General features: G+C 67.1%; 18 protein-coding genes. 7 read left to right on the top strand and 11 right to left on the bottom strand.

Annotation, left to right across the window (positions count from 1 at the left end; genetic code table 11):
- Positions 1-73: 73 nt before the first annotated feature.
- From G6O69_RS01835 to G6O69_RS01820, 4 genes are all read left to right on the top strand, one after another.
- Complete coding sequence (locus G6O69_RS01835) at positions 74-649, top strand: RNA polymerase sigma factor (protein ID WP_176396571.1); 576 nt, start codon at positions 74-76, stop codon at positions 647-649.
- On the top strand, positions 646-1,620 hold the full coding sequence (locus G6O69_RS01830; protein ID WP_176396570.1) for a hypothetical protein: 975 nt from the start codon (positions 646-648) through the stop codon (positions 1,618-1,620). Before G6O69_RS01835 ends, G6O69_RS01830 begins: the two co-directional genes overlap by 4 nt.
- Before the next feature lie 87 nt (positions 1,621-1,707).
- On the top strand, positions 1,708-2,640 hold the full coding sequence (locus tag G6O69_RS01825; RefSeq protein ID WP_172301797.1) for an alpha/beta hydrolase: 933 nt from the start codon (positions 1,708-1,710) through the stop codon (positions 2,638-2,640).
- 31 nt (positions 2,641-2,671) lie between these two features.
- A complete protein-coding gene (locus G6O69_RS01820; RefSeq protein WP_172301796.1) occupies positions 2,672-3,331 on the top strand; it encodes a hypothetical protein in 660 nt (219 codons plus the stop codon).
- Here G6O69_RS01820 and G6O69_RS01815 read toward each other — a convergent pair.
- Positions 3,315-4,019: a hypothetical protein gene (locus G6O69_RS01815; protein ID WP_176396569.1), complete on the bottom strand. Its 705-nt coding sequence runs from the start codon at positions 4,017-4,019 to the stop codon at positions 3,315-3,317. The two genes, G6O69_RS01820 and G6O69_RS01815, sit on opposite strands and share 17 nt — an antisense overlap.
- Between G6O69_RS01815 and G6O69_RS01810 the strand changes: the two genes are divergently transcribed.
- The gene (locus G6O69_RS01810) at positions 4,005-4,346 is read left to right on the top strand and encodes a hypothetical protein (protein ID WP_176396568.1); all 342 of its coding nucleotides are present in this window, start codon (positions 4,005-4,007) and stop codon (positions 4,344-4,346) included. The two genes, G6O69_RS01815 and G6O69_RS01810, sit on opposite strands and share 15 nt — an antisense overlap.
- An 8-nt stretch (positions 4,347-4,354) precedes the next feature.
- Here the strand turns inward: G6O69_RS01810 and G6O69_RS01805 are convergent, their stop codons facing one another.
- Together G6O69_RS01805 and G6O69_RS01800 are read right to left on the bottom strand one after the other, a co-directional pair.
- Complete coding sequence (locus tag G6O69_RS01805; RefSeq protein ID WP_172301794.1) at positions 4,355-5,422, bottom strand: DUF2169 domain-containing protein; 1,068 nt, start codon at positions 5,420-5,422, stop codon at positions 4,355-4,357.
- A gap of 6 nt (positions 5,423-5,428) precedes the next feature.
- Positions 5,429-6,295 carry a hypothetical protein gene (locus G6O69_RS01800; protein ID WP_176396567.1) on the bottom strand — a complete coding sequence of 289 codons (867 nt, stop codon included), beginning with the start codon at positions 6,293-6,295 and terminating at the stop codon, positions 5,429-5,431.
- A 508-nt stretch (positions 6,296-6,803) separates the two neighbouring features.
- Here G6O69_RS01800 and G6O69_RS01795 point away from each other — a divergent pair.
- Positions 6,804-8,261 carry a hypothetical protein gene (locus G6O69_RS01795; protein ID WP_172301792.1) on the top strand — a complete coding sequence of 486 codons (1,458 nt, stop codon included), beginning with the start codon at positions 6,804-6,806 and terminating at the stop codon, positions 8,259-8,261.
- Here the strand turns inward: G6O69_RS01795 and G6O69_RS01790 are convergent.
- From G6O69_RS01790 to G6O69_RS01780, 3 genes are all read right to left on the bottom strand, one after another.
- Complete coding sequence (locus G6O69_RS01790) at positions 8,245-9,012, bottom strand: PAAR-like domain-containing protein (RefSeq protein ID WP_172301791.1); 768 nt, start codon at positions 9,010-9,012, stop codon at positions 8,245-8,247. The two genes, G6O69_RS01795 and G6O69_RS01790, sit on opposite strands and share 17 nt — an antisense overlap.
- An 89-nt stretch (positions 9,013-9,101) precedes the next feature.
- Entirely contained in the window at positions 9,102-10,040 is a 939-nt protein-coding gene (locus G6O69_RS01785) for a sulfotransferase (protein WP_172301790.1), read from the bottom strand.
- Complete coding sequence (locus tag G6O69_RS01780; RefSeq protein ID WP_172301789.1) at positions 10,021-10,677, bottom strand: hypothetical protein; 657 nt, start codon at positions 10,675-10,677, stop codon at positions 10,021-10,023. The genes G6O69_RS01785 and G6O69_RS01780 overlap by 20 nt, the downstream gene beginning before the upstream one ends.
- Before the next feature lie 196 nt (positions 10,678-10,873).
- Here G6O69_RS01780 and G6O69_RS01775 point away from each other — a divergent pair, with 196 nt between their 5' ends.
- Positions 10,874-12,907: a hypothetical protein gene (locus G6O69_RS01775; protein WP_172301788.1), complete on the top strand. Its 2,034-nt coding sequence runs from the start codon at positions 10,874-10,876 to the stop codon at positions 12,905-12,907.
- On the opposite strand, the gene G6O69_RS01770 is transcribed toward G6O69_RS01775, so the two are convergent.
- Genes G6O69_RS01770 through G6O69_RS01750 form a run of 5 tightly spaced genes read right to left on the bottom strand, consistent with a single transcriptional unit; the run spans position 12,860 to position 17,469 of the window.
- The gene (locus tag G6O69_RS01770; protein ID WP_172301787.1) at positions 12,860-13,573 is read right to left on the bottom strand and encodes a 2OG-Fe(II) oxygenase; all 714 of its coding nucleotides are present in this window, start codon (positions 13,571-13,573) and stop codon (positions 12,860-12,862) included. The genes G6O69_RS01775 and G6O69_RS01770 overlap by 48 nt on opposite strands.
- Positions 13,570-14,085, bottom strand: coding sequence for a GNAT family N-acetyltransferase (locus G6O69_RS01765; protein ID WP_172301786.1), 516 nt, complete (start codon positions 14,083-14,085; stop codon positions 13,570-13,572). Before G6O69_RS01765 ends, G6O69_RS01770 begins: the two co-directional genes overlap by 4 nt.
- The gene (locus G6O69_RS01760; RefSeq protein WP_172301785.1) at positions 14,082-16,037 is read right to left on the bottom strand and encodes a carbamoyltransferase C-terminal domain-containing protein; all 1,956 of its coding nucleotides are present in this window, start codon (positions 16,035-16,037) and stop codon (positions 14,082-14,084) included. The genes G6O69_RS01765 and G6O69_RS01760 overlap by 4 nt, the downstream gene beginning before the upstream one ends.
- Positions 16,034-16,738 (bottom strand): hypothetical protein, encoded by a 705-nt coding sequence (locus G6O69_RS01755; RefSeq protein ID WP_172301784.1) that lies wholly within the window; start codon positions 16,736-16,738, stop codon positions 16,034-16,036. Before G6O69_RS01755 ends, G6O69_RS01760 begins: the two co-directional genes overlap by 4 nt.
- Positions 16,735-17,469: a hypothetical protein gene (locus G6O69_RS01750; RefSeq protein WP_172301783.1), complete on the bottom strand. Its 735-nt coding sequence runs from the start codon at positions 17,467-17,469 to the stop codon at positions 16,735-16,737. Before G6O69_RS01750 ends, G6O69_RS01755 begins: the two co-directional genes overlap by 4 nt.
- Positions 17,470-17,474 lie beyond the last annotated feature (5 nt).

Below are 17,474 nucleotides of genomic sequence, written 5' to 3'. Positions count from 1 at the left end.
GCCGTCATGACACGCGGGGCCATGTTCGAATCCGGTCGGGAAAAACACAACTCCCACGCGACTCACCGTCTGGATGCCCACGACCCCCATGACCACAGCCGCGTCTGTGGCGCAGGTGCCCGTGCGCGCGGATGAGCGAGAGGACGCGCAGCGCGAGCGGCTGGCTCGCTGCTACCGCGATCACGGCCCGCGCCTGGCTCGGCAGATCGTGGCGATCACGGGTAACCCGAGCTGCGTCGAGGATCTCGTCAACGAGACCTTCATCCGGGCGCACGAGCACTTCGATCGCTTCGAGGATCGCTCGGCGCTCTCGACATGGCTGCACGGGATCGCCATCAACGTCGCGCGGGCCCACGTGGCGAAGCGGAGCCGTCGCCGTCGCCTGGACGCGGCCTTGCCGGAGCCGGCGAGGCAGGGGGAGGACGTCGAAGACGCGGTCCGCGGGCGCGAGGCGGTGCGGCGCCTCTACCTGGCCCTGGATCAGCTCGACGCGGACCTGCGGGTGGCCTTCGTGCTGTGCGTGCTGGAGCAGCGCTCGCTCAAGGAAGGCTCGGCGCTCCTCGGTGTCCCGGTGTCCACGCTCCACGCCCGCAGGCAGCGCGCCGAGGCCTTCGTGCGCGCGCAGATCGAAGGAGAGGGAGAGCCTTGAGCGCAGCCTACGACGAAGTCCTGGACCAAGCGCGCGGGTGGCTGGGGTCGACGAGCCCCGCGCTCGGGGGACCGGAAGCCATGCTCGCCGAGCTCGACGCGCGCCAGCGCCGAGCGGCGCGTGTTCGTGTGCTCGCGGCGCTGCTCTCGTGCCTGGTCCTCGTCGCCTTCGCGGTCAGCGTGCTCGCCCATCCCCTGGGTGCTTCGACTTGCGACTGGGTCAGCCCCGGCGGCGTGCTGCGCTACGGCCTCGTCCACGTCGCTGGCTTCGTGCTCGCCTCGGTGCTCGTGGCTCGCCAGCGCACGTGGACCCAGCTGCTGGTGCGCGCGTGCTGGTGGTCCTCTTTGCTGGCGGCGTCCGTGGGGCTGTGGACCGAGCTCGGGACGCTGCCGCTGCTCATGCCGACGCTGCTGCTCGCGTCGGGGATCGGGCTGTGGTCCCTGGGAGAGCTCCCCCTCGACGTCCACGCGCCCGACGGCGGCTTCCCGCTGATCCGCCACCGCGAGCTCGTGGTCGTCATGCTGGTGTTCGCGGTCGCCGACGTCGAGACCCTGCTGGCGTCGGCGCTCAACCATGACGAGCCGGGCTCCCTGGGCTACGCGCTGACGGACCTGGCGTGCGCGCTGACGATGATCGTGGGGATCATCGGCCTCTATCGCCTGCGAGCGTGGGGCTTTGCCCTGGTCGTGCTCGCCAACCTGGGGATCGCGGGTCTGGCCCTCGGCGGGCTGCTCAACTACGACCCCGGCTTCTCCGTCCTGTTCGCGACCACGGCGGGGATCCAGATCGGGCTCGGGATCCCGCTGATGCGCGCGCTCTCGGGGGCCCAGGCGCGGCTGCGGGCGCCGCTCGTGCGCTGGCCGCGGTGGACGTCGCGGCCGCTGCTCGCGGCGGCGATCGGGCTCGGGGCCTTCGCTTCATGGCGGGCCGCGCAGCCCGAGATCCTCGCGGCTCACTGCGCCGACACCTGAGCCGATCCCGCGGGAGTCCAGGACGTCGGGAATTCGGACCGTCGGGAATTCTGGACGGCTCGCGTGACTCAAGCAGCGATGCTGACAGTGCCTCGTCCACGGCTCGCGCTCCTCGGCGCGCTCGCCATCTTCGGCTGCCTCGATCCGAGCGAGCCCGGCAACCTCGTGCCGGCGACGGTCCTCGACGACCCCGAGCTCCCGGCGCTCGATCTCGCCGACACGCGGGTCCACCTCGAGACCTTTGGCGACCCCGACGATCCGGTGATCGTGGTCCTCCACGGCGGACCCGGGAACGACTACCGCTACCTGCTGCGCCTGGTCGAGCCGATCGCGGGCGAGAGCCTGGCGGACGACTACTTCTGGGTGTTCTGGGACCAGCGCGGCGCGGGCTTGTCCCAGCGCCACGGGATCGAGGCGCTGACCCTCGACGCCTACCTCGGGGATCTCGAGCAGGTTGTCGATCATTTCGCCGCGGACCGCCGCGTCGTGCTCCTGGGTCACTCCTGGGGAGGACAGTACGCGGGGATGTACATGAACGCTCACCCCGAGCGGGTCGCGGGGGCGATCCTGGCCGAGCCGGGGCGGCTGCGCTGGGACATCGAGGAGCTCGAGGACGACTTCGACTTCGACTACTTCGCCGAGCACCTCGGCGACCTGCTGTGGGCGCGGCAGTTCGTCTCGATGCAGGACCACGCCCGCGCCGACTACGTGACCTCGCTGTTGCTGCTCGAGGAGACCAACGCGCGGCTGGAGGATCCCAGCCCCAACTGGCGGGTCGGGGCGGCCGTGCTGCTGGATCTCTACCTCGAGCAGATCGAGGCCACGCACTTCGACTGGACGCCCCGCCTGGGCGAGGTCGAGGCCGAGGTGTTGTTCATCACTGGCGGGCTCTCGATCGATCTGGGCACCGAATTTCAGCTTCGGCAGACGCCCTGTTCGTGGACGCGCGGATCGTCGAGATCGCCGACGCCGGTCACACGGACGTGGTGTGGGCGAAGGCGGCGGACACCGTGCCGGTGATCCGCGACTACCTCGAAGGGCTGGAGCTCGAATGAGTGCCCTGACTTCACTGGCGCTGACGGCGATGTTGGCCGGGGCTGGTCTGGGTCAGCGGCCCTCGCCGGAGACGGGGGCCAACGTGGTCGGGACCGAGCTCGGGCTCGACGGCGCGACGCTGGCGTGGTCCCTCGGCTACGCCCGCGCGCTCTTCTTGCCCCGCGAGCGCAGCTTGGTGCTGGCGACTCGCTTCGCGCTGCCCATGACCCAGCCCGACTTTGGCGACTGGCGCTGGGAAGCGGGCGCCCGGGTCGACGCCCTCGCGCTCGGCCGCTTCGCGTGGCCCGTGGAGCTGGACCTCGTGCTCCGCGGGCTCTCGAACCGCTCCGTCGGTGCCCTGGGTATTGGCACGGAGCTGATCACCATGCCGGGGTGGTACCCAAAGCGGTGGTTCATCGCCGCGGAGCTGAGCTGGGATCAGCAGTGGGGCGTTCGCCTGGAGCACAGCGCGGCCTACGAGCGCTTCGTGTACGAGGGGGTCCGAGACGGGTGGTATGGCCCGACGGGCGCCACGATGCGCTACGGGCTGCGGGTCGGAGGGCTGCCGTGGCGTCACATGGAGCTGTGGGCGCGCGGTGGCTACGAGCAGCACGGGCGCTTCGATCTGCTCGCGCCTCCGCTCTACGCGATCGCGGGGGTCAACTTCCGCTTTTGAGCCGGCGGCCCGATTGTGTGTCGGCCCAAGGGTCTCGCACGACGACCGCTGCTCGGGGGCCGGAAGGGTCGCTGCAAGTGCACAGCGCGACTCGTCCTGGCGCATATCCCCGAGCCCAGGCCTGCATGGCCCAGATGATCTCCACGAGTCCGCTGGCAGCACCGACGTCGCCGATGAACGCTGCGGGCTGCCAAGTCGGCACGTCGGACCGCGGGGCACGGAGCAAGCGGGCGAGCGCCATGTCGTGTTCTTTGACGAACATGGTCTCGTCTGCGTGGTCCACGAGCCGCCAACCGACGTGGTCCATGTCGACTCGAGCGCTGACGAGCGCGCTGCGGATCGCCTCGGTCAGCCCAAGGCCACGCACGGGCGCGTCGTTGAGCAGCGTGGCGACCTCGTGGGCAGCTCCGTGGGACGCGATCTCGAGGCCGCCACGATGCGCATCGAAGGCGGACACCAACAAACACGCAGCAGCCTCTCCGGGGATGATGCCGTGCGGGTTGCCCGGCTCGCGCAGTCGCCTGCTCTGGCGTAGGGCCTGAAGCTCGAGCGCTCCGAGCTGGCAGTCGACCGCGCACAACAGAACATGAGGCGCGCCCTCTGCGATCCAGCGTGCTGCCGCGGGGAGGGCGTCGAAGGCCGTCGGGCTGCCGCCACGCATGGTCGCGGTGAGTTGGCGGTTGGGCATGCGATCCAGCAGGGCTTGCGCTGTCCTGGGTCGACCATCGCGGGTGACCAGGATCGCGGGACAGCGAGCGAGAGCGTGCTGCGGAACACGGCGCGCGAGATCATCGAGCGCGCATTCGAGGAGCGCGGTCGCGCGATCGCGCTGGCTTCGCGCACCGACGACGCTCAGATAGGATCCGTAAATCGACTCACCATCGACATCGAGTCCGAGCAATTCGTCGAGCGCTTCGATGACCGCAATTCCGGCCCGCATCGCCGCACAAGCGGCCTCGGCGTACGTCCCTGCTGGACAACACAAGCCCGCGGCGTCGAGCCGAAGTCCGAGTGAGGTCCCGTTCATCGGCGAGACTCCTCGCGGGCTCGAGCTCGCCAGCGCAGGTAGGTGCCCAGGCTCTCGAACAGCGGCTTACCACGGCGGTAACCTATCGGCCCGTCACGGACGGGTCGCTCGCCGACGTGGACACCTCTGAGGCGAGTGAGCTGCTTGGGTAGTCGGGTCGAGGTGCGCCAGGTCAGGTGCATGCGATGCAGGTGCGGCTCCACCACGACCGTGTCGAGGACAGCCCGGCTCGACCGAACTCCGTCGACGAACGCAAAGTGGATCCAAAGCTCCTCCCTTGGCACGACAAATTCGACGACCGGCACCTCGGACATGTGGACGCAGCGAATTCGCTCACCGCCTCGAAAGTGTGGGAACTGCTGGTCGGCGGGGGCCGACTGAAAATAGTGCTCGTCGAAGTCCTCGGGGAGAAGCGGGCAGATCTGCTCTCTCCACCGCTGGTCGTAGGTGCCTGCCCAGGAGATCCGTGGTTGCCAGGAGCGACCGACCCACGCGAACCCATGCGGTCGAGGACGATCCGAACGCGACAGGATACGCGCGTCGACGGCCTCGACGTTGGGCAGGACGTCTGCATACCCGACACCCACGAGGTTGCGGGGATCGACCTGGCCTTGTGAGTCTGCGCCGCCAAAGCTGTGCTCCCAGGTCAGAGGTATCTGGCAAAAGGGGAGCGGGGACGATGCGCGTGCGAACCTGCCGGACGAGGTCCAGTGGCGCTCGCCCGAGACGAGCGCGTCCTTGCCTCGCCCGTTGACTTCGAGCCGAACTGGTAGTTCACGTACAGGGGTGCCGCCAGGTGCGATGGCACGGCCGAGCACGATGACATCGGTCAGTGGCTTGTAGCGGCAAAAATCGCTTTCCCAGGCGATGCTGCTGGTCCCCGGGTCGCCCGTGTGGACGTCGGCATGGACGAAGGGCGCGGGCTGGTCAGTCGAGATCGTCGCGCCGCTCGATATCACCGCATAGCTACTCCGCGCGACGACGACGCAGTGGTCGTGGCCGAGCTTGTCGGTCGCGACCGCGAGCGCTGCGAGCAGTGGCGTGGTGTTCGTCGTGATCTGCATCGCGCGCTAATCGGGGACTCGCCGGCCAAAGAAGTAGCGGACGCCTGGCTCGTACTGGTCGAGGTTGCCGGTCTCGAGCAGCTGCTCGAGCATGGCGATGGCGGCGATGGTGTCGTGGCGACCGTTGTCGAGGTAGAAGCCGGTGAGGTCGCAGCCCGTGTAGGCCTCGAGCAGCATCCGGTGCGTGTAGGTGATGTCGGGCTCGCGGCGCTCGCGGATGTGTACGATGGCCTCGCGGGCAATGTCTTCGAGCGCGAGCACCCGGCCGCCCCACACGCACGAGTGCGAAGGGAGCGATGCGGTGACTTCGGCGATCTTGGCCGCGGTGCCCTCGAGGTAGCTGGCGACGTCGTACTCCTTGGGCGGGATGTACCAGTCGGGCTCGTCCGGGTGTGGGGGGAGCTCCTCTGGACCGAAGAACACAGGGCCCCACTCGGGTTCGAGGAGGCGCGAGAGCATGAAGCACGCGGAGCTGTATTTGAGTTTGTTTTCGATGCCCCGATACAGATCGAAGATCACTGGCGCCGTCCACAGATAGTTGCTCATGCCGAGGATCTCGATCGTCCACTGGGCGTGGACGTCGGCCCAGGCGGGGAAGTCCTGCTCGACAGGCTTCAACGTCGAGGGGAGCGAGCGCAGCAGTGACGTTGGCGCTGCGTGGGAGAGTAGCTCCGCACCAACTCCCCAGACCCACGCGTCGTCGTGGGCCTCCATCGTGCGAACCAGGTGGTGGAAGCAGCTGAAGTCTCCTGCACGCGCGCGAGCGAGGACCGCATAGATGACCGGCTCTGGCTTCTCGGAGCGGAGATTGTGCTCTGCACCAACATCTGCCGGTGGTGGACTGGCCCAGTGGAACCCGCGACCGCCCGACATGAGGGTTTTACTGGCGAAAGTGTACTCTCTCATTTTGCGTGGAGGTCGGCGGCGAGGCCTTGTAGGCGGGTTTGTGCGTCATCGAGTTCGGAGCATGAGGGACTGAGGACGTCTTTGGGGATGAGGTTAGGTTGATGTAAGGGACATCCACCCGCGGAAAGGGGGGTCTTGTGGCAAATCTCCGAGTGTGAGCTGCACTGATAGCCCTTATTTCGATATTCCTGAATGCAGTCCCGTCGTACCTTGTTTCTGAAGCCCAACTCATGACGAACTCCGGGCTCAGATGTACGAGGCTCAGGGTTGGTCTTCTTGAGGTAGGTCCGACACCCCTGGTCCTCAGGCTTGTTCGTCAGGTTTTCACAAGGCGGGTCCTCGTTCTGCGCGTCGACGAGGCGTTGAAAGCGGGGCGGATCCGATCCTGAGCAGGCTCCCCAGCGCGTTGCAGGAGGACGGCGACTCTCCGGTTGTGGTTTCCGAGGTCTGAGATCATGCTGGGCTGGAGGTCACCATGGCAAGCCGGAAAAAGCCCAAGAAGCAGCCCAAGAAGCCGAACAGTGAGCTGGTGCGGAAGCTCGCGGCGATGATCAAGCAGAAGGTCGACGAGCAGCTCGGGCCAGATGCGACCTTCGAGCAGCGGCGTGATCTGGAGGCGGAGCTGATGCGAGACGTGCTGTGGCAGCGTGAGGACGACGACTTGCGCGAGTCTGTCTCGGAGGCCGACGTGGTCGAGGTCGGAGGCCGACGCTACGCTCGCCTGTCGCAGCGGTCGTCGGCGACCTACCACGGACGCTGGGGGCCGCACACGATCGAGGAGGCGCTCTACCGGGAGCTCGGCGTGCACAACGGGCCGACGATCAAGCCGCTGGAGCTGTGCGTCGGTATGATCGCCCGACGCTTGACCCCCGACTTCGCCCGCATCGCTGGTGAGCTGAGCGCGGACCTGAACAGCCGCGAGCTCGAGAACATCCTGAGGGTGGTCGGGATGCGGCCTCCGAGCCGTTCGTTGCTCGAAAAGCGCGTCAAGCTGATGTCCGCCGACATCGTCGAAGACGTCGACATGCTCGAGGCCGCGAGCAGGGCCGTGGAGGCCATCCCGCCGGGAGTGGCCTCGATCAGCTGCGGGCTCGATCGCTTCTCGGTGCGCATGGCTGAGCAGCTCGACGCCGACCTCGCGGAGGCGGCGCGACCGAAGCGGCGGCTCGCGGAGTACGTCCGCAAGCCGCCGCCCCCCAAGGAGCACCACTGGCGAAAGGCGTGGGTGGGCAGCGTCACCATCCCCGACGCGGAGGGACAGGAGCTGCACACCTGGCGATACGCAGCCGATGCGGGGGAGGACGTCCGAAAGCTCGCCGAGCGGGTCGCGGCGGACGTGGCGTGGATCCTCCGTAGCCACCCACAGCTCCCGGTTCACGTGGTCCAAGACGCCGCGCCCGAGCTGCGTGCGCTGCCCGAGGCGTTGGCTCGAGTGCTGCCGAGCGACGCGAAGGTCCGGACCTTGATCGACTTCGAGCACCTGACGAGCAACTACCTCGATGCAGTCGTGGATGCCTGCGAGCCCGAGGGCGATCCCTTCAACATGAAGAGCTGGTATCGCGGCGAGCTCCTGCGCGACGACGGAGCGATCGAGCGGATCTGGCGAGGTCTTCTGGAACGGGCGAAGCGACTGCCGGGCCGGGACACGACCGCTCGCACGGCGGTCGCGGCCGCGCTCAGCTACATACGCCATCGCAAACCACTGATGCGTTATGCGTCGTCGTACGCGGCCAACCTGCCCATTGGTAGCGGCGCGACCGAGAGCACCTGCTGGACGATGCAACGCCGCGTCAAGCGCCCCGCGCAGTCCTGGGAGGTGCCTGGCCTGCGAGGAACGCTCGCACTGCGAGCCCTCGTCATCTCGAAACGCTGGCGCGCCGTTTGGGCCACCTATGCCGCTGTCCATCGCCACGAGGTCACGCTCGCCCATTGATCAGGATCGAATCCACCTCGGTTGAAAGTCTGCTCGGGTCTTGTCGAGCTGCGCACGTGCGTTGTCGATCTTGGTCTGGTTGGGCTGTCCGGTCTGCGCGTCGAGCTGACCTGCCCAGCCAGGCCGCTGCTGCGCCAGGAACGAGCCAATCCCCGCGACTTTTTTTCTCGTGATAGTCGAGCGCCACCTTGTACCACTCGAGCTCATCGATGGGCTCGTAGGGGCTACTCGTGTTCGGGTCGAACTGGTTCGCATGGAGAGGGCCCTTGCAACACGGGCACTTGTCGAGCTGCTCGCTGACCGCAGGGGGGTCCACGGCCATGTCTTCTAGTTCCGGTGACGGCCCCTCACCCGGCTCGCTTCCATGGTTCGAGGTCGTCATGTCGAGGTGGCGGCAGACCTTCTTGCCCTCGACCTTGACGTCGATCGAGCCCGAGGAGAACTGCGTCTTACCGGCGATCTGATGCGTGACGAGCGAGGCTCCAAAGTTTCGCGTGGCAGCTTCGTTGCCGAGCGCTTTGCTGCGATAGAAGCTCTGCCCCTGCAGCGCCACGGGCTTGCCCCCGATCTTGACCCGCTTCGAGCCCTTCTCGAGATCGCGCGAGAACGACGACAGCGGGTAGGGGACCGGCACCGGGCCGCTCGGCGGTCCAGGCGGGCTGGAGCACACGCTCGGGAACGCCGAGACGACCTTGCCCGAGCCCGCCTTGCAGGCGATGGCCATGCCGTTGGCGAAGACATTCTTCGACACGCGCCCACGCTAGCACGAAGTCCCCCACGTGCCCACAGCATCACTCGACGGGTGCGATGAGCCGATAGAGAATACCCTCCCGTGGTTGATCAGGGGCGAGCGCCAAAGTCGTCGAGTCCGCGGCCCGGGAATTGGTCGGCCATCAGGGCCTGGCAAGGCCCGGCGAAGATCTGCTCGAGCCGTGAGCGCTCGAGCGTGCGCAGCGACAGGCTCGTCCGCGGTCGAGCGTTGCGCTGGCTCGGCTCTAGACCCCCGGCGACCGGAATCCCGAGCAAGCGAGTCAGCGCCGGGCCGGCACGACCGAGCTCGTCGGTATGGACGACGAGCGAGCGCGCGGGCGGGAGCTCGCGCAAGATCGCCGCGTTGTGACGAGCCCAGGCACCCGCGAGCGCGGCTGCGATCACGTCGAGCTCGCGCTCGAGATCGTCACGACCCGCGAGCCGACCGACGAAGGACTCGAGCCCACACTGCACGAGCAAGAACTCATGCACCCTCGACGGCATCCCCTGCGTGCGTCGGGCGAGAAAGTTGATCATCGAGTCAACCCAGCCATAGACCTCGCGCAGCGTGAATACGAAGCAGGAGTCGGGGAAGGCCTCGCTAAGCTGCGGGATCAGCCAGGCGTTGCAGCCCGAGGCGTCGAGTTCGAGCATTCCGGCCTCGTCGCGCGCGCGAACGAAGGCGCGCAGCTCCTCGGCGCTCGCCTCACCCGCGCGCCATCGGCTGAGCAGCTCGACCGACTCGCGGAGCATGAATTCGTGCTCGACGTGGTAGTCGCGCAGCAGCTGGCACAGCGCAAAGGTCCCGGTCCGAAACAGGCCGACACCGAAGGCCTGAAAGCGACGCGCGCGGTGATCGAGGCCCCGACGCACGCGGAGCTCGAGGTGCGAGCGCAGCGAGACCTGCTCGCGCTCATGGATGTCGGTTGCGAGACAAAAGTGCTCGAGCTCGGCGCGGGTCGGCGGACGCCCGAGCGCGAGCAAGTCTGTGACCAGGGCGAGGACCTCGTCAGCGGCTCGCGTCGACATCGACGCCTTCGGTCCCAGAGTCCAGGCGATAGCCGATCGACAGGGTCGTGACCGACTCACCCGGAGCGACAGCTGTGCGGGCGTGGACTACCGCGCCCGAGTACACGATCACCGCCTCGCCGGGAGCCAGCTCCACTCGCTGAGGCTCGCGGCCCACGGGGTAGACGAAGAATGCCGAGCGCTTCGGGCCCGAGGCTTCGTGGGCGACGAGGTAGTGGGTGATCAGCGAGAAGCGAGGCTCATCGATGTGTGGCGCGATCCCAGCTCCGCTACGATCATAGTAGTGATAGACGGGTGCAGGCTCGACCGTGGGGTCGGTCGCGCCGACGAGGCCCTCGAGCCAGGCGATCTGGCCCGGATCATGAGCGAGCTCCTGAGCCGCTCCGCCGGGCTGGGGGTCCCAGTGGGCGATGAGCGGTCGCGTCGTCACGTAGCTCGAGCCACGCCCACCCCGGGCCTCGACCTGTAGCTCGGCCAGCCGCGTGTTGGTCATGTGTGGGGGACGACCTCGCCACACGAAGCCCCGCGGGCTGACCCGAGCGCGCAGCTCACTAACCGACGAGAGCTCGGTGATCGCCATGTTGACGATCGCAGCCGCGCTCGGGTCGCGCGGTAGCTGGCCATCGCGCAGCTCCATGGCTGCGCCAGATAGTACAGTATGCAACATTTGGAGATATGCCCGCCGCTCGTCGGGGTTGGACGCGACCTCGCGCAGCTTGTCACCAAGGCTAGCTGTAGAGCTTTTTGTCATATATTATCAGCCCGACAAATCGTGGCAGAACAGCTCGGGTCCCACAAGCCGACCTCGAGGTCTGTATCCAAGGTGAATGTCCGTGAGTGGTCCAATTGATCTTCTCCTCCTCAATGCCTCCAATTATCCGGGGCAGCCAATTTTTCCCTATGCCTTCGTCCAGGTCTCGGCGCTCGCGCGGGCTCGCGGGCTCGCGGTCACGCGCCTCGACCTCCTCGGCCGCCCACGCGACGAGTGGCCGGCGTTGATCGCCGAGCACATCGCCGAGCACAGCCCGCGGATGGTCGGCTTTCACATCCGTCAGCAGGACAGCCAGTACCTCCACCAGTACAAGCAAGTCTCGGGCCTGTCTCGGCCAAAGACCCGCTATTTCCCTGTCGACGACACCCGCTGGCTCATCGAGCAGGTTCGCGAGCGCAGCGACGCGCCGGTGGTTGTCGGCGGGTTTGGGTTTAGCGTTCACGCCGCCCGGGCCTACGAGTTCCTTGGCCCCGACTATGGCGTGTGCGGGGGGCCCGACGCGTTTTTTGAACACTTCGAGGCGCTCGTTTCGCGCGATGTCGATGATGCCTCATCCGTCGCTAACTTGATCTGGCGTGATAGTCAAGGGGTCGTGCAATTCGGTCCGCGCGAGTTTTTTGAGCCCGCGTCCCACGTCGAATACGACGATCGGATCTTCTCGGAATTGTGTCAGTTCTACGCTCGTCATGGCGTCCGTCTGAGCCTCGGAGGGCTCGGCGAGGTCGACGTCCCCGTCGAGATCATGCGTGGGTGCCCGTGCAAGTGCTATTTCTGTACGGAGCCCACGGTCAAGGGGCGCAAGGTTCGCAAGCGTGACCTCGACGTGGTCATGGCCGAGGTCGAATTTCTCGCCGCACGCGACGTCCGCTGCGTGTGGTTCATCTGTTCGGAGCTCAACATGGCGGGCATGAGCCACCCCCTCGCTCTCGCCGAGCGAATGCAGGCCTTCAACCGCGACCGCGGCTCGAGGCGGGTATTGTGGAAAGCCTACAACATGCCGCGGCCGGGGATGACCCGCGAGCAGCTGCGCTTCATGATGTCGACGGGCTACATCCCGGGCTGGAACGAGTTCACGTCCTTCGACGACACCAACCTCGCGCGCACGCGCATGCCCTATCGTAGCGCCGACGTGGTCGCGTACCTAAACGACGTGCTCGAGCTCAGCGAAGACCGGGAGATCTACTACGGGCCACCACTCGTCAAATTCGAGATGTTCCTCGGCAACGCATACATGGACGCCGCGGCGCTGCGCAACACCCTGGCCGTCGTCGACCGCGAGGGCTTTCAAACCCGCCATCCCTACGGCGGCGCGATCCTTGCCACGCGGGTCTACGAACTCGACGGAGCGCTTGGCTGCGGCACATCCGAGACCTCGTTCAGCATCGGCCCCGAGGGTCCGACCGAGTCTCCGGATCTGCTTCGCCCGACCTTCCACTACTCACCTGCGTTGCTCGACGCGCTCGGCAGCAGGGCTCGCGTCGAAGACTTCCTGCGCTACGTCGGGAGCACCTTCTTGTCGTATCGCTACCGCGCGTTCCTCGATCTGCGCAGCTTCTTGTTGGCGACGAGCTCGCCTGCACAGCTTGCAGGGCACCTGGCCACCCGCGCGCTGCTCGGCCAGCTGTGCAGCCTCCATGTCCAAGCCCACGCTGGGCGCAGGCGTCACCCCGAGCAAGAGGTGATCGATGCGCGGGTGCTCGAGTTGTGGCAGGACCCCTCGGAGGTCGCCCTCGCGGCCCTGCTCCAGGCGTCGATGCCCGAGGCGAGCGTCGCCAACGGGATCCTCGACGAGCTCCTGCGTGTGCTCTTTCAGCTCGCCGAGCCCGAGCTCGAGCCACTCTACACCTACCTCGGCATCGAGGCTCCCGGCGATCGCAAGACCCCCTATCGGGTCATGCGCCAGCTCTACGCGCGCTTCGAGGACGAGCCCGCGTTGATCGAGGGGGCAGTCTCGACCCTCGGCCTCGCGCCCGGCTCGCTCGCGCGCTTGCGCTTGCACCACATTCTGTTCGACTACAACGTCCGTCTCGAGCCCGAGCTTGGCGAGCTACTCTTCGAGCCCCGCGCAGAGCCGGCTCAGCTCGTCGGGTCCTAGGCCACGCAGGGCCTCGCGCTCACTCGCGCTCAACGAGCCCAATAAGGCCGCGAGCTTGGCTCCTGCGCCTTCACCTCGGCGCGGGGTCGGGCCGATCGCAAAGCGAGGAACCAGGCCGAGGAGCGGAGGCTCGAGCACGTACTCCTCGATGACTACGCTGATCCGGGTCGAAGAAGTTCGCGCGGCCGTGATGCCGTGGACGAGGTCACCGCGGAACTGAACGAGGAGACCGATCTGCGGATGCACACGGTGCAGGTGCCCGTCGGGCTCGAGGATCTCTAGCGCTCCGCCCTCGAGATCTTCGGGCACTTGGACGTAGACGACGCAGACCCGACGCGGGACGGTATGCACACCGAGGTGGGTATCGAGGCTGCAGTCGAGGTGGGCCTCGACGCGGGCGGCGTCGTGGATGATCAGGGCGTTGATGAAAAATGCGTTGCTTTCGGGGGATGTGGCGCAGGCGAAGGCCGGCGCGAGCATCCCAAGCTCGTCGTGAAGTCGGTTGAGCCCCTCGCGGGTGAACACGGCCTGGACGCCCGAGCTGCCCGTGAACGCTGGTGAGAGCGCGTTGTCTCCGACCAGCGGTGAACGCTTCAACGCGGCACAGATCGCCCGGCAGGTCGCGGGATCGAGGGCTTCAGATCGCTCGGCGTGGAGCCCGTTCACGCGTCCACGCTCCAGTCTGTGCGGCGCAGTTCGTAGAGGTTGTCCTGCTCGTCGAGATCCTGGCCGACTACGCGAAAGCCGAGGCGCCCGACGAGCGCCGCGGAGCGGTGGTTGTCGAAGTGGACCTCGGCTCCGAGCGCGTCGATCTCGAAGCGCGCGAACAGGTGGCCGATCAGCGCGACGCTGGCCTCGTGGGCTAGGCCCTGGCCCCAGTGGGTCGGGTCGAGGACGAAGGCGATCGAGCTGCGGCCATCGGGCCGAACCGTCGCCTGCCAAAATCCGATCGCCGTGTCGGTCTCGCGCAGGAACAAGATCCAGTTGAGCCAGTATTCGCTGCCGTCGGGACTGCGCCCGCCGCTGAGGAAGGCGTAGCGCCGGCGAAGGTCCTCGAGTGAGGCCGGGGGCTTGCCTGGCAAGTAGGTATAGATTCGCGGGTCACTCAGAACCGAAAACATCGACTCGGCGTGATGTTCTTCGACGGGTTCACAGCGCAGGCGTTTGGTCTCGATCATGACTGGGTCTCCGGGTTGGCGACGATCAACACGTCGGCGAGGATCAGCGGGGCGAGGAGCTCGACATCTTCGGGTCGCGGCGCGAGCTGGTCGACGAGCACGCGAACAGGCCGAGGTCGCTCGCCAAGCGAGATGAGGTGGTCGTGCATCTCTTGCGAGATCGGCCAGCTGTCTGTGCCGTTGGTCAGCGTAGCGATCCGCCGGCCGTCGGCATAGAACTGGGTCAGGAACACTCCCGGCGCGAGGCTGAGCTCGCGCTCGGCGAGGACAACGAGGGGATCGCGGCGCTCGACGAGGAGCCCGTCGAGCACGAGCCAGTCGATGTCCGGTTTGTCGAGGAACATCTCGAGCGCGTTGGCTGGGGTCTCGACGATCGGCTCGCCGGCGCGGTTGAACGAGGTGTTGACGAGGATCGGGTAGCCGCTGCGCTCGCCGAAGCGCTCGAGCAGCTCGTGGAGGGCCGGATCCTGGGCCTTGGTCAGCGTCTGGGCCCGCGTCGATCCATCGGGGTGGCTCAGGGCCGCGAGCGCGTAGCGATGCTCGGCGGGGATCGTCTGGGACATCGTCATCCACCAGCTGTCGTCGGGCCCGTCGAGAAAGTGTTGGGCGCGAGTCTGGGGAACGATGGGCGCGACCGGGCGCCACGATTGGCGACCCTTGATTCGATTGAGGCGATCTTTGTTGGCGGCCAGCAAGGGCGACGCGAGCAGGCTGCGGCCTCCGAGCGCGCGCGGGCCAAACTCCGCCCGGCCGTCGTAGCGTGCGATGAGCTTGCCTTCGACCAGGGCCTCGGCGAGCTCGTCGGTCGTGACCGGGCGGGTCGTGACGAAGGCATCGCGGTGGCCGAGGGCCTCGGCGCGGTCGGCCTCATCGTAGCGCCGGCCGAGGCGGTCGTGGACGACGGTCTGAGCGCGAACGCCGAGCTCGCGGGCGCCGTGGAACGCACAACCAACGCTGACGCCCGCGTCATGCGGTGCGCTCGGAACGTGAAAGCCCCCGCAGAAATCGGCCTTGGCGAGGCGGGTGTTGGCGAGGATGTTGAGGAATACACCGCCAGCCACGGCGAGATTGCGCGATCCTGCGAGGCGCAGGCAGCGACGCGCGAGGGCTTCGAGCGCGAGCTCGGTCGCTTCTTGGCAGCGCCAGGCCAAGCAGCACTTTTGCTCCCTGCTCGGCCCGAGCACCATGTTGTGCTGCCAGTCGTTGCGGAATACGAGAGTCTCGTCGTCTACGCGTGTGACCAGAGGCCCGGGATCGGCCTCGCTGCCTTCGAGGGCGACGCCGTGGGCCGCGAGCGCCATCAGCTGACCGTGGGCATTGTCGCGACCGATGACGTAGCGGGCGATGTTCTCGTAGAGCCCCGCGATCGAGTATACGAAGGATCCCTGGCCTGGGTGGGCAATGTTGAACTGGCGCTCGAGCAGCGTGTAGCTCCCGGGAGTCTGCGCCTCGTAGAGGCTGACGCACTCGACCTTGGGCACGGCTGGCGCATCGAGGCTGGTCAGCCAGGAGTACCAGTCGCCAAAGCCCATGGCGTAGTCAGCCCCGTCGAAGGTCGCCGACCCGGCGTAATCACAAATCAAAATAGCAGCTTCGTCGAAGCTGCTGGCCTCGTAGGTCGCGTAGGCGTGGGCGAGGTGATGGGAGATGACCTGGTGGCGAGGATCCCAAGGATCGAAGAGTGAAAAGCCCGGCTCGATCAAGGGGCGATGGAGGCCGAAGCCCCCGGGACACGCACCCTGAAAGCAGCTGACGATGCGCTCGACATCGTCGAGGCGGACACCCGCGATGTCTAGCGCCGCCGCGACCGGGAGCTCGTCGCTGAGCGTCCGGATCACGTGGTGCTTGCGCCGGCTCAGGCGTTCGGTTTGGACCGCCGCGACGAGCTCGCCATCGCGGACGACCGCGCACGAGCTGTGGTGGCCAATATGGATCCCGAGCGAGACGCTCATGCCCCCGCCCTCCGCTCGAATCCCCACGAGGCCGTGATCACCGACTCACCACGGCCGGGCGCCGAGCGAGCATGAACGACGCTCCCCGAATAGAACACAACGCACTCACCCTCGCGCAGGGCGATTGGGGTCGGGCCCTCGCCGGGGGGACAGACGTAGAAGCGAGAGCGGGGCGTGGTCGTGTGGCTGTGACGTAGGAGCATCAGGCAACTCAGCGAGAATTCATCGGTGTCGAGGTGTGGCTCGACGCGATCGTCGACCGCGTCGTAGTAGTGGTAGTAGGTCGAGGTCTGGGTCACGCTCTGGCCTTCGCCCTCGGTGACGAGCGCACGAACGAAAGCATCGAGTTCGGGCTGGGCGGCGAGGGCCATTGCTGCCTCACCGCCTTCGAGCAAGCGGTGGCGCGTGGCGTGAACGGCCTCGCTACGTCGGATTTCGGCGTCGGCCACGAGCCGATCGAGGACTGCGTCGGTCACGAAGGGCATCCGCCCAACCCACAGGCAGCCGCGCTCGCCGAGGGCTCCGTAGTGCGGACGACGACGGGAGATCGCGTCTGCCAGCGCTGCGCACATCCTCGCCTCCTCGGTGCTCATCTCGGGGCCTGGACGGATGCCTGCGACGGCTGCCTGCAGCAGCTTGACGAGGGCATTCGACTCCGCGCCGGTGAGCGAGAGCTGACTGAAGATCGACTCGAGGTTCATCGGTGAAACTCTCCTTCGGGCTGGTAGCCAAGGGACAGAGCCCAGACCCGCTCCTCCGGTCCGAGCGGGGTCCGGGCATGGACGACACAGTCGGCATGAAAGAGCACGAGCTCGCCGGGCTCGAGCGCGATGAGGCGGGGCTCGCCCGCGAGCGGATACACGACCAGGCTCGAGCGTCGCTCACCCTCGTGGGAGACGAGCAAGTTAGCGTTGATACAAAAGCGATCGGTGTCGATATGTGGGCGGATGTGCGCGCCCTCGCTATCGTAGTAGATGCAACTCGCCTGACGTTGGGGGCTCAAGGGTCCGACGTGAGTCGACACGAGCTCGACGAGCTCCGGATCGTGGAGCAGGGCCTCGACCACGGGCCCGCCTTTGGCGAGGTGCTGACCCCATCGATCGTGGACCGCTCGCGCCTGTCCGGTCGCAAATTCACGCTCGAGCGCGGCGAAGCGCTCCGGAGTCAAGAAGCTCGGCCGACCGCGCCACAACACGCCGTCGTCGCCGAGCCCTGGCCGCGCGCCGCGGAGCTGGAACAACATGGCCTGCGCCAGCCGGAACCCGGCCAGCGCAGGCGCGTCCGTGGGTAGCCTGCCGTCGATTGGCATGGCTGCGACCGCGAGCTCGAGTAGCTCCTTGGCCGCGAAGAAGTCCTCGGCCGAGTCGATCTCGAGGGCTTCGAGCATTCGTGCAGCGAGCTGCGCCTGAGAAGACTCCACCGAGGACTCCATGTCGC

The organism is Pseudenhygromyxa sp. WMMC2535 (genome assembly GCF_011083025.2).
Note: the sequence above shows the minus strand (reverse complement) of the source record. Positions and strands in the feature narration are given on the sequence as shown.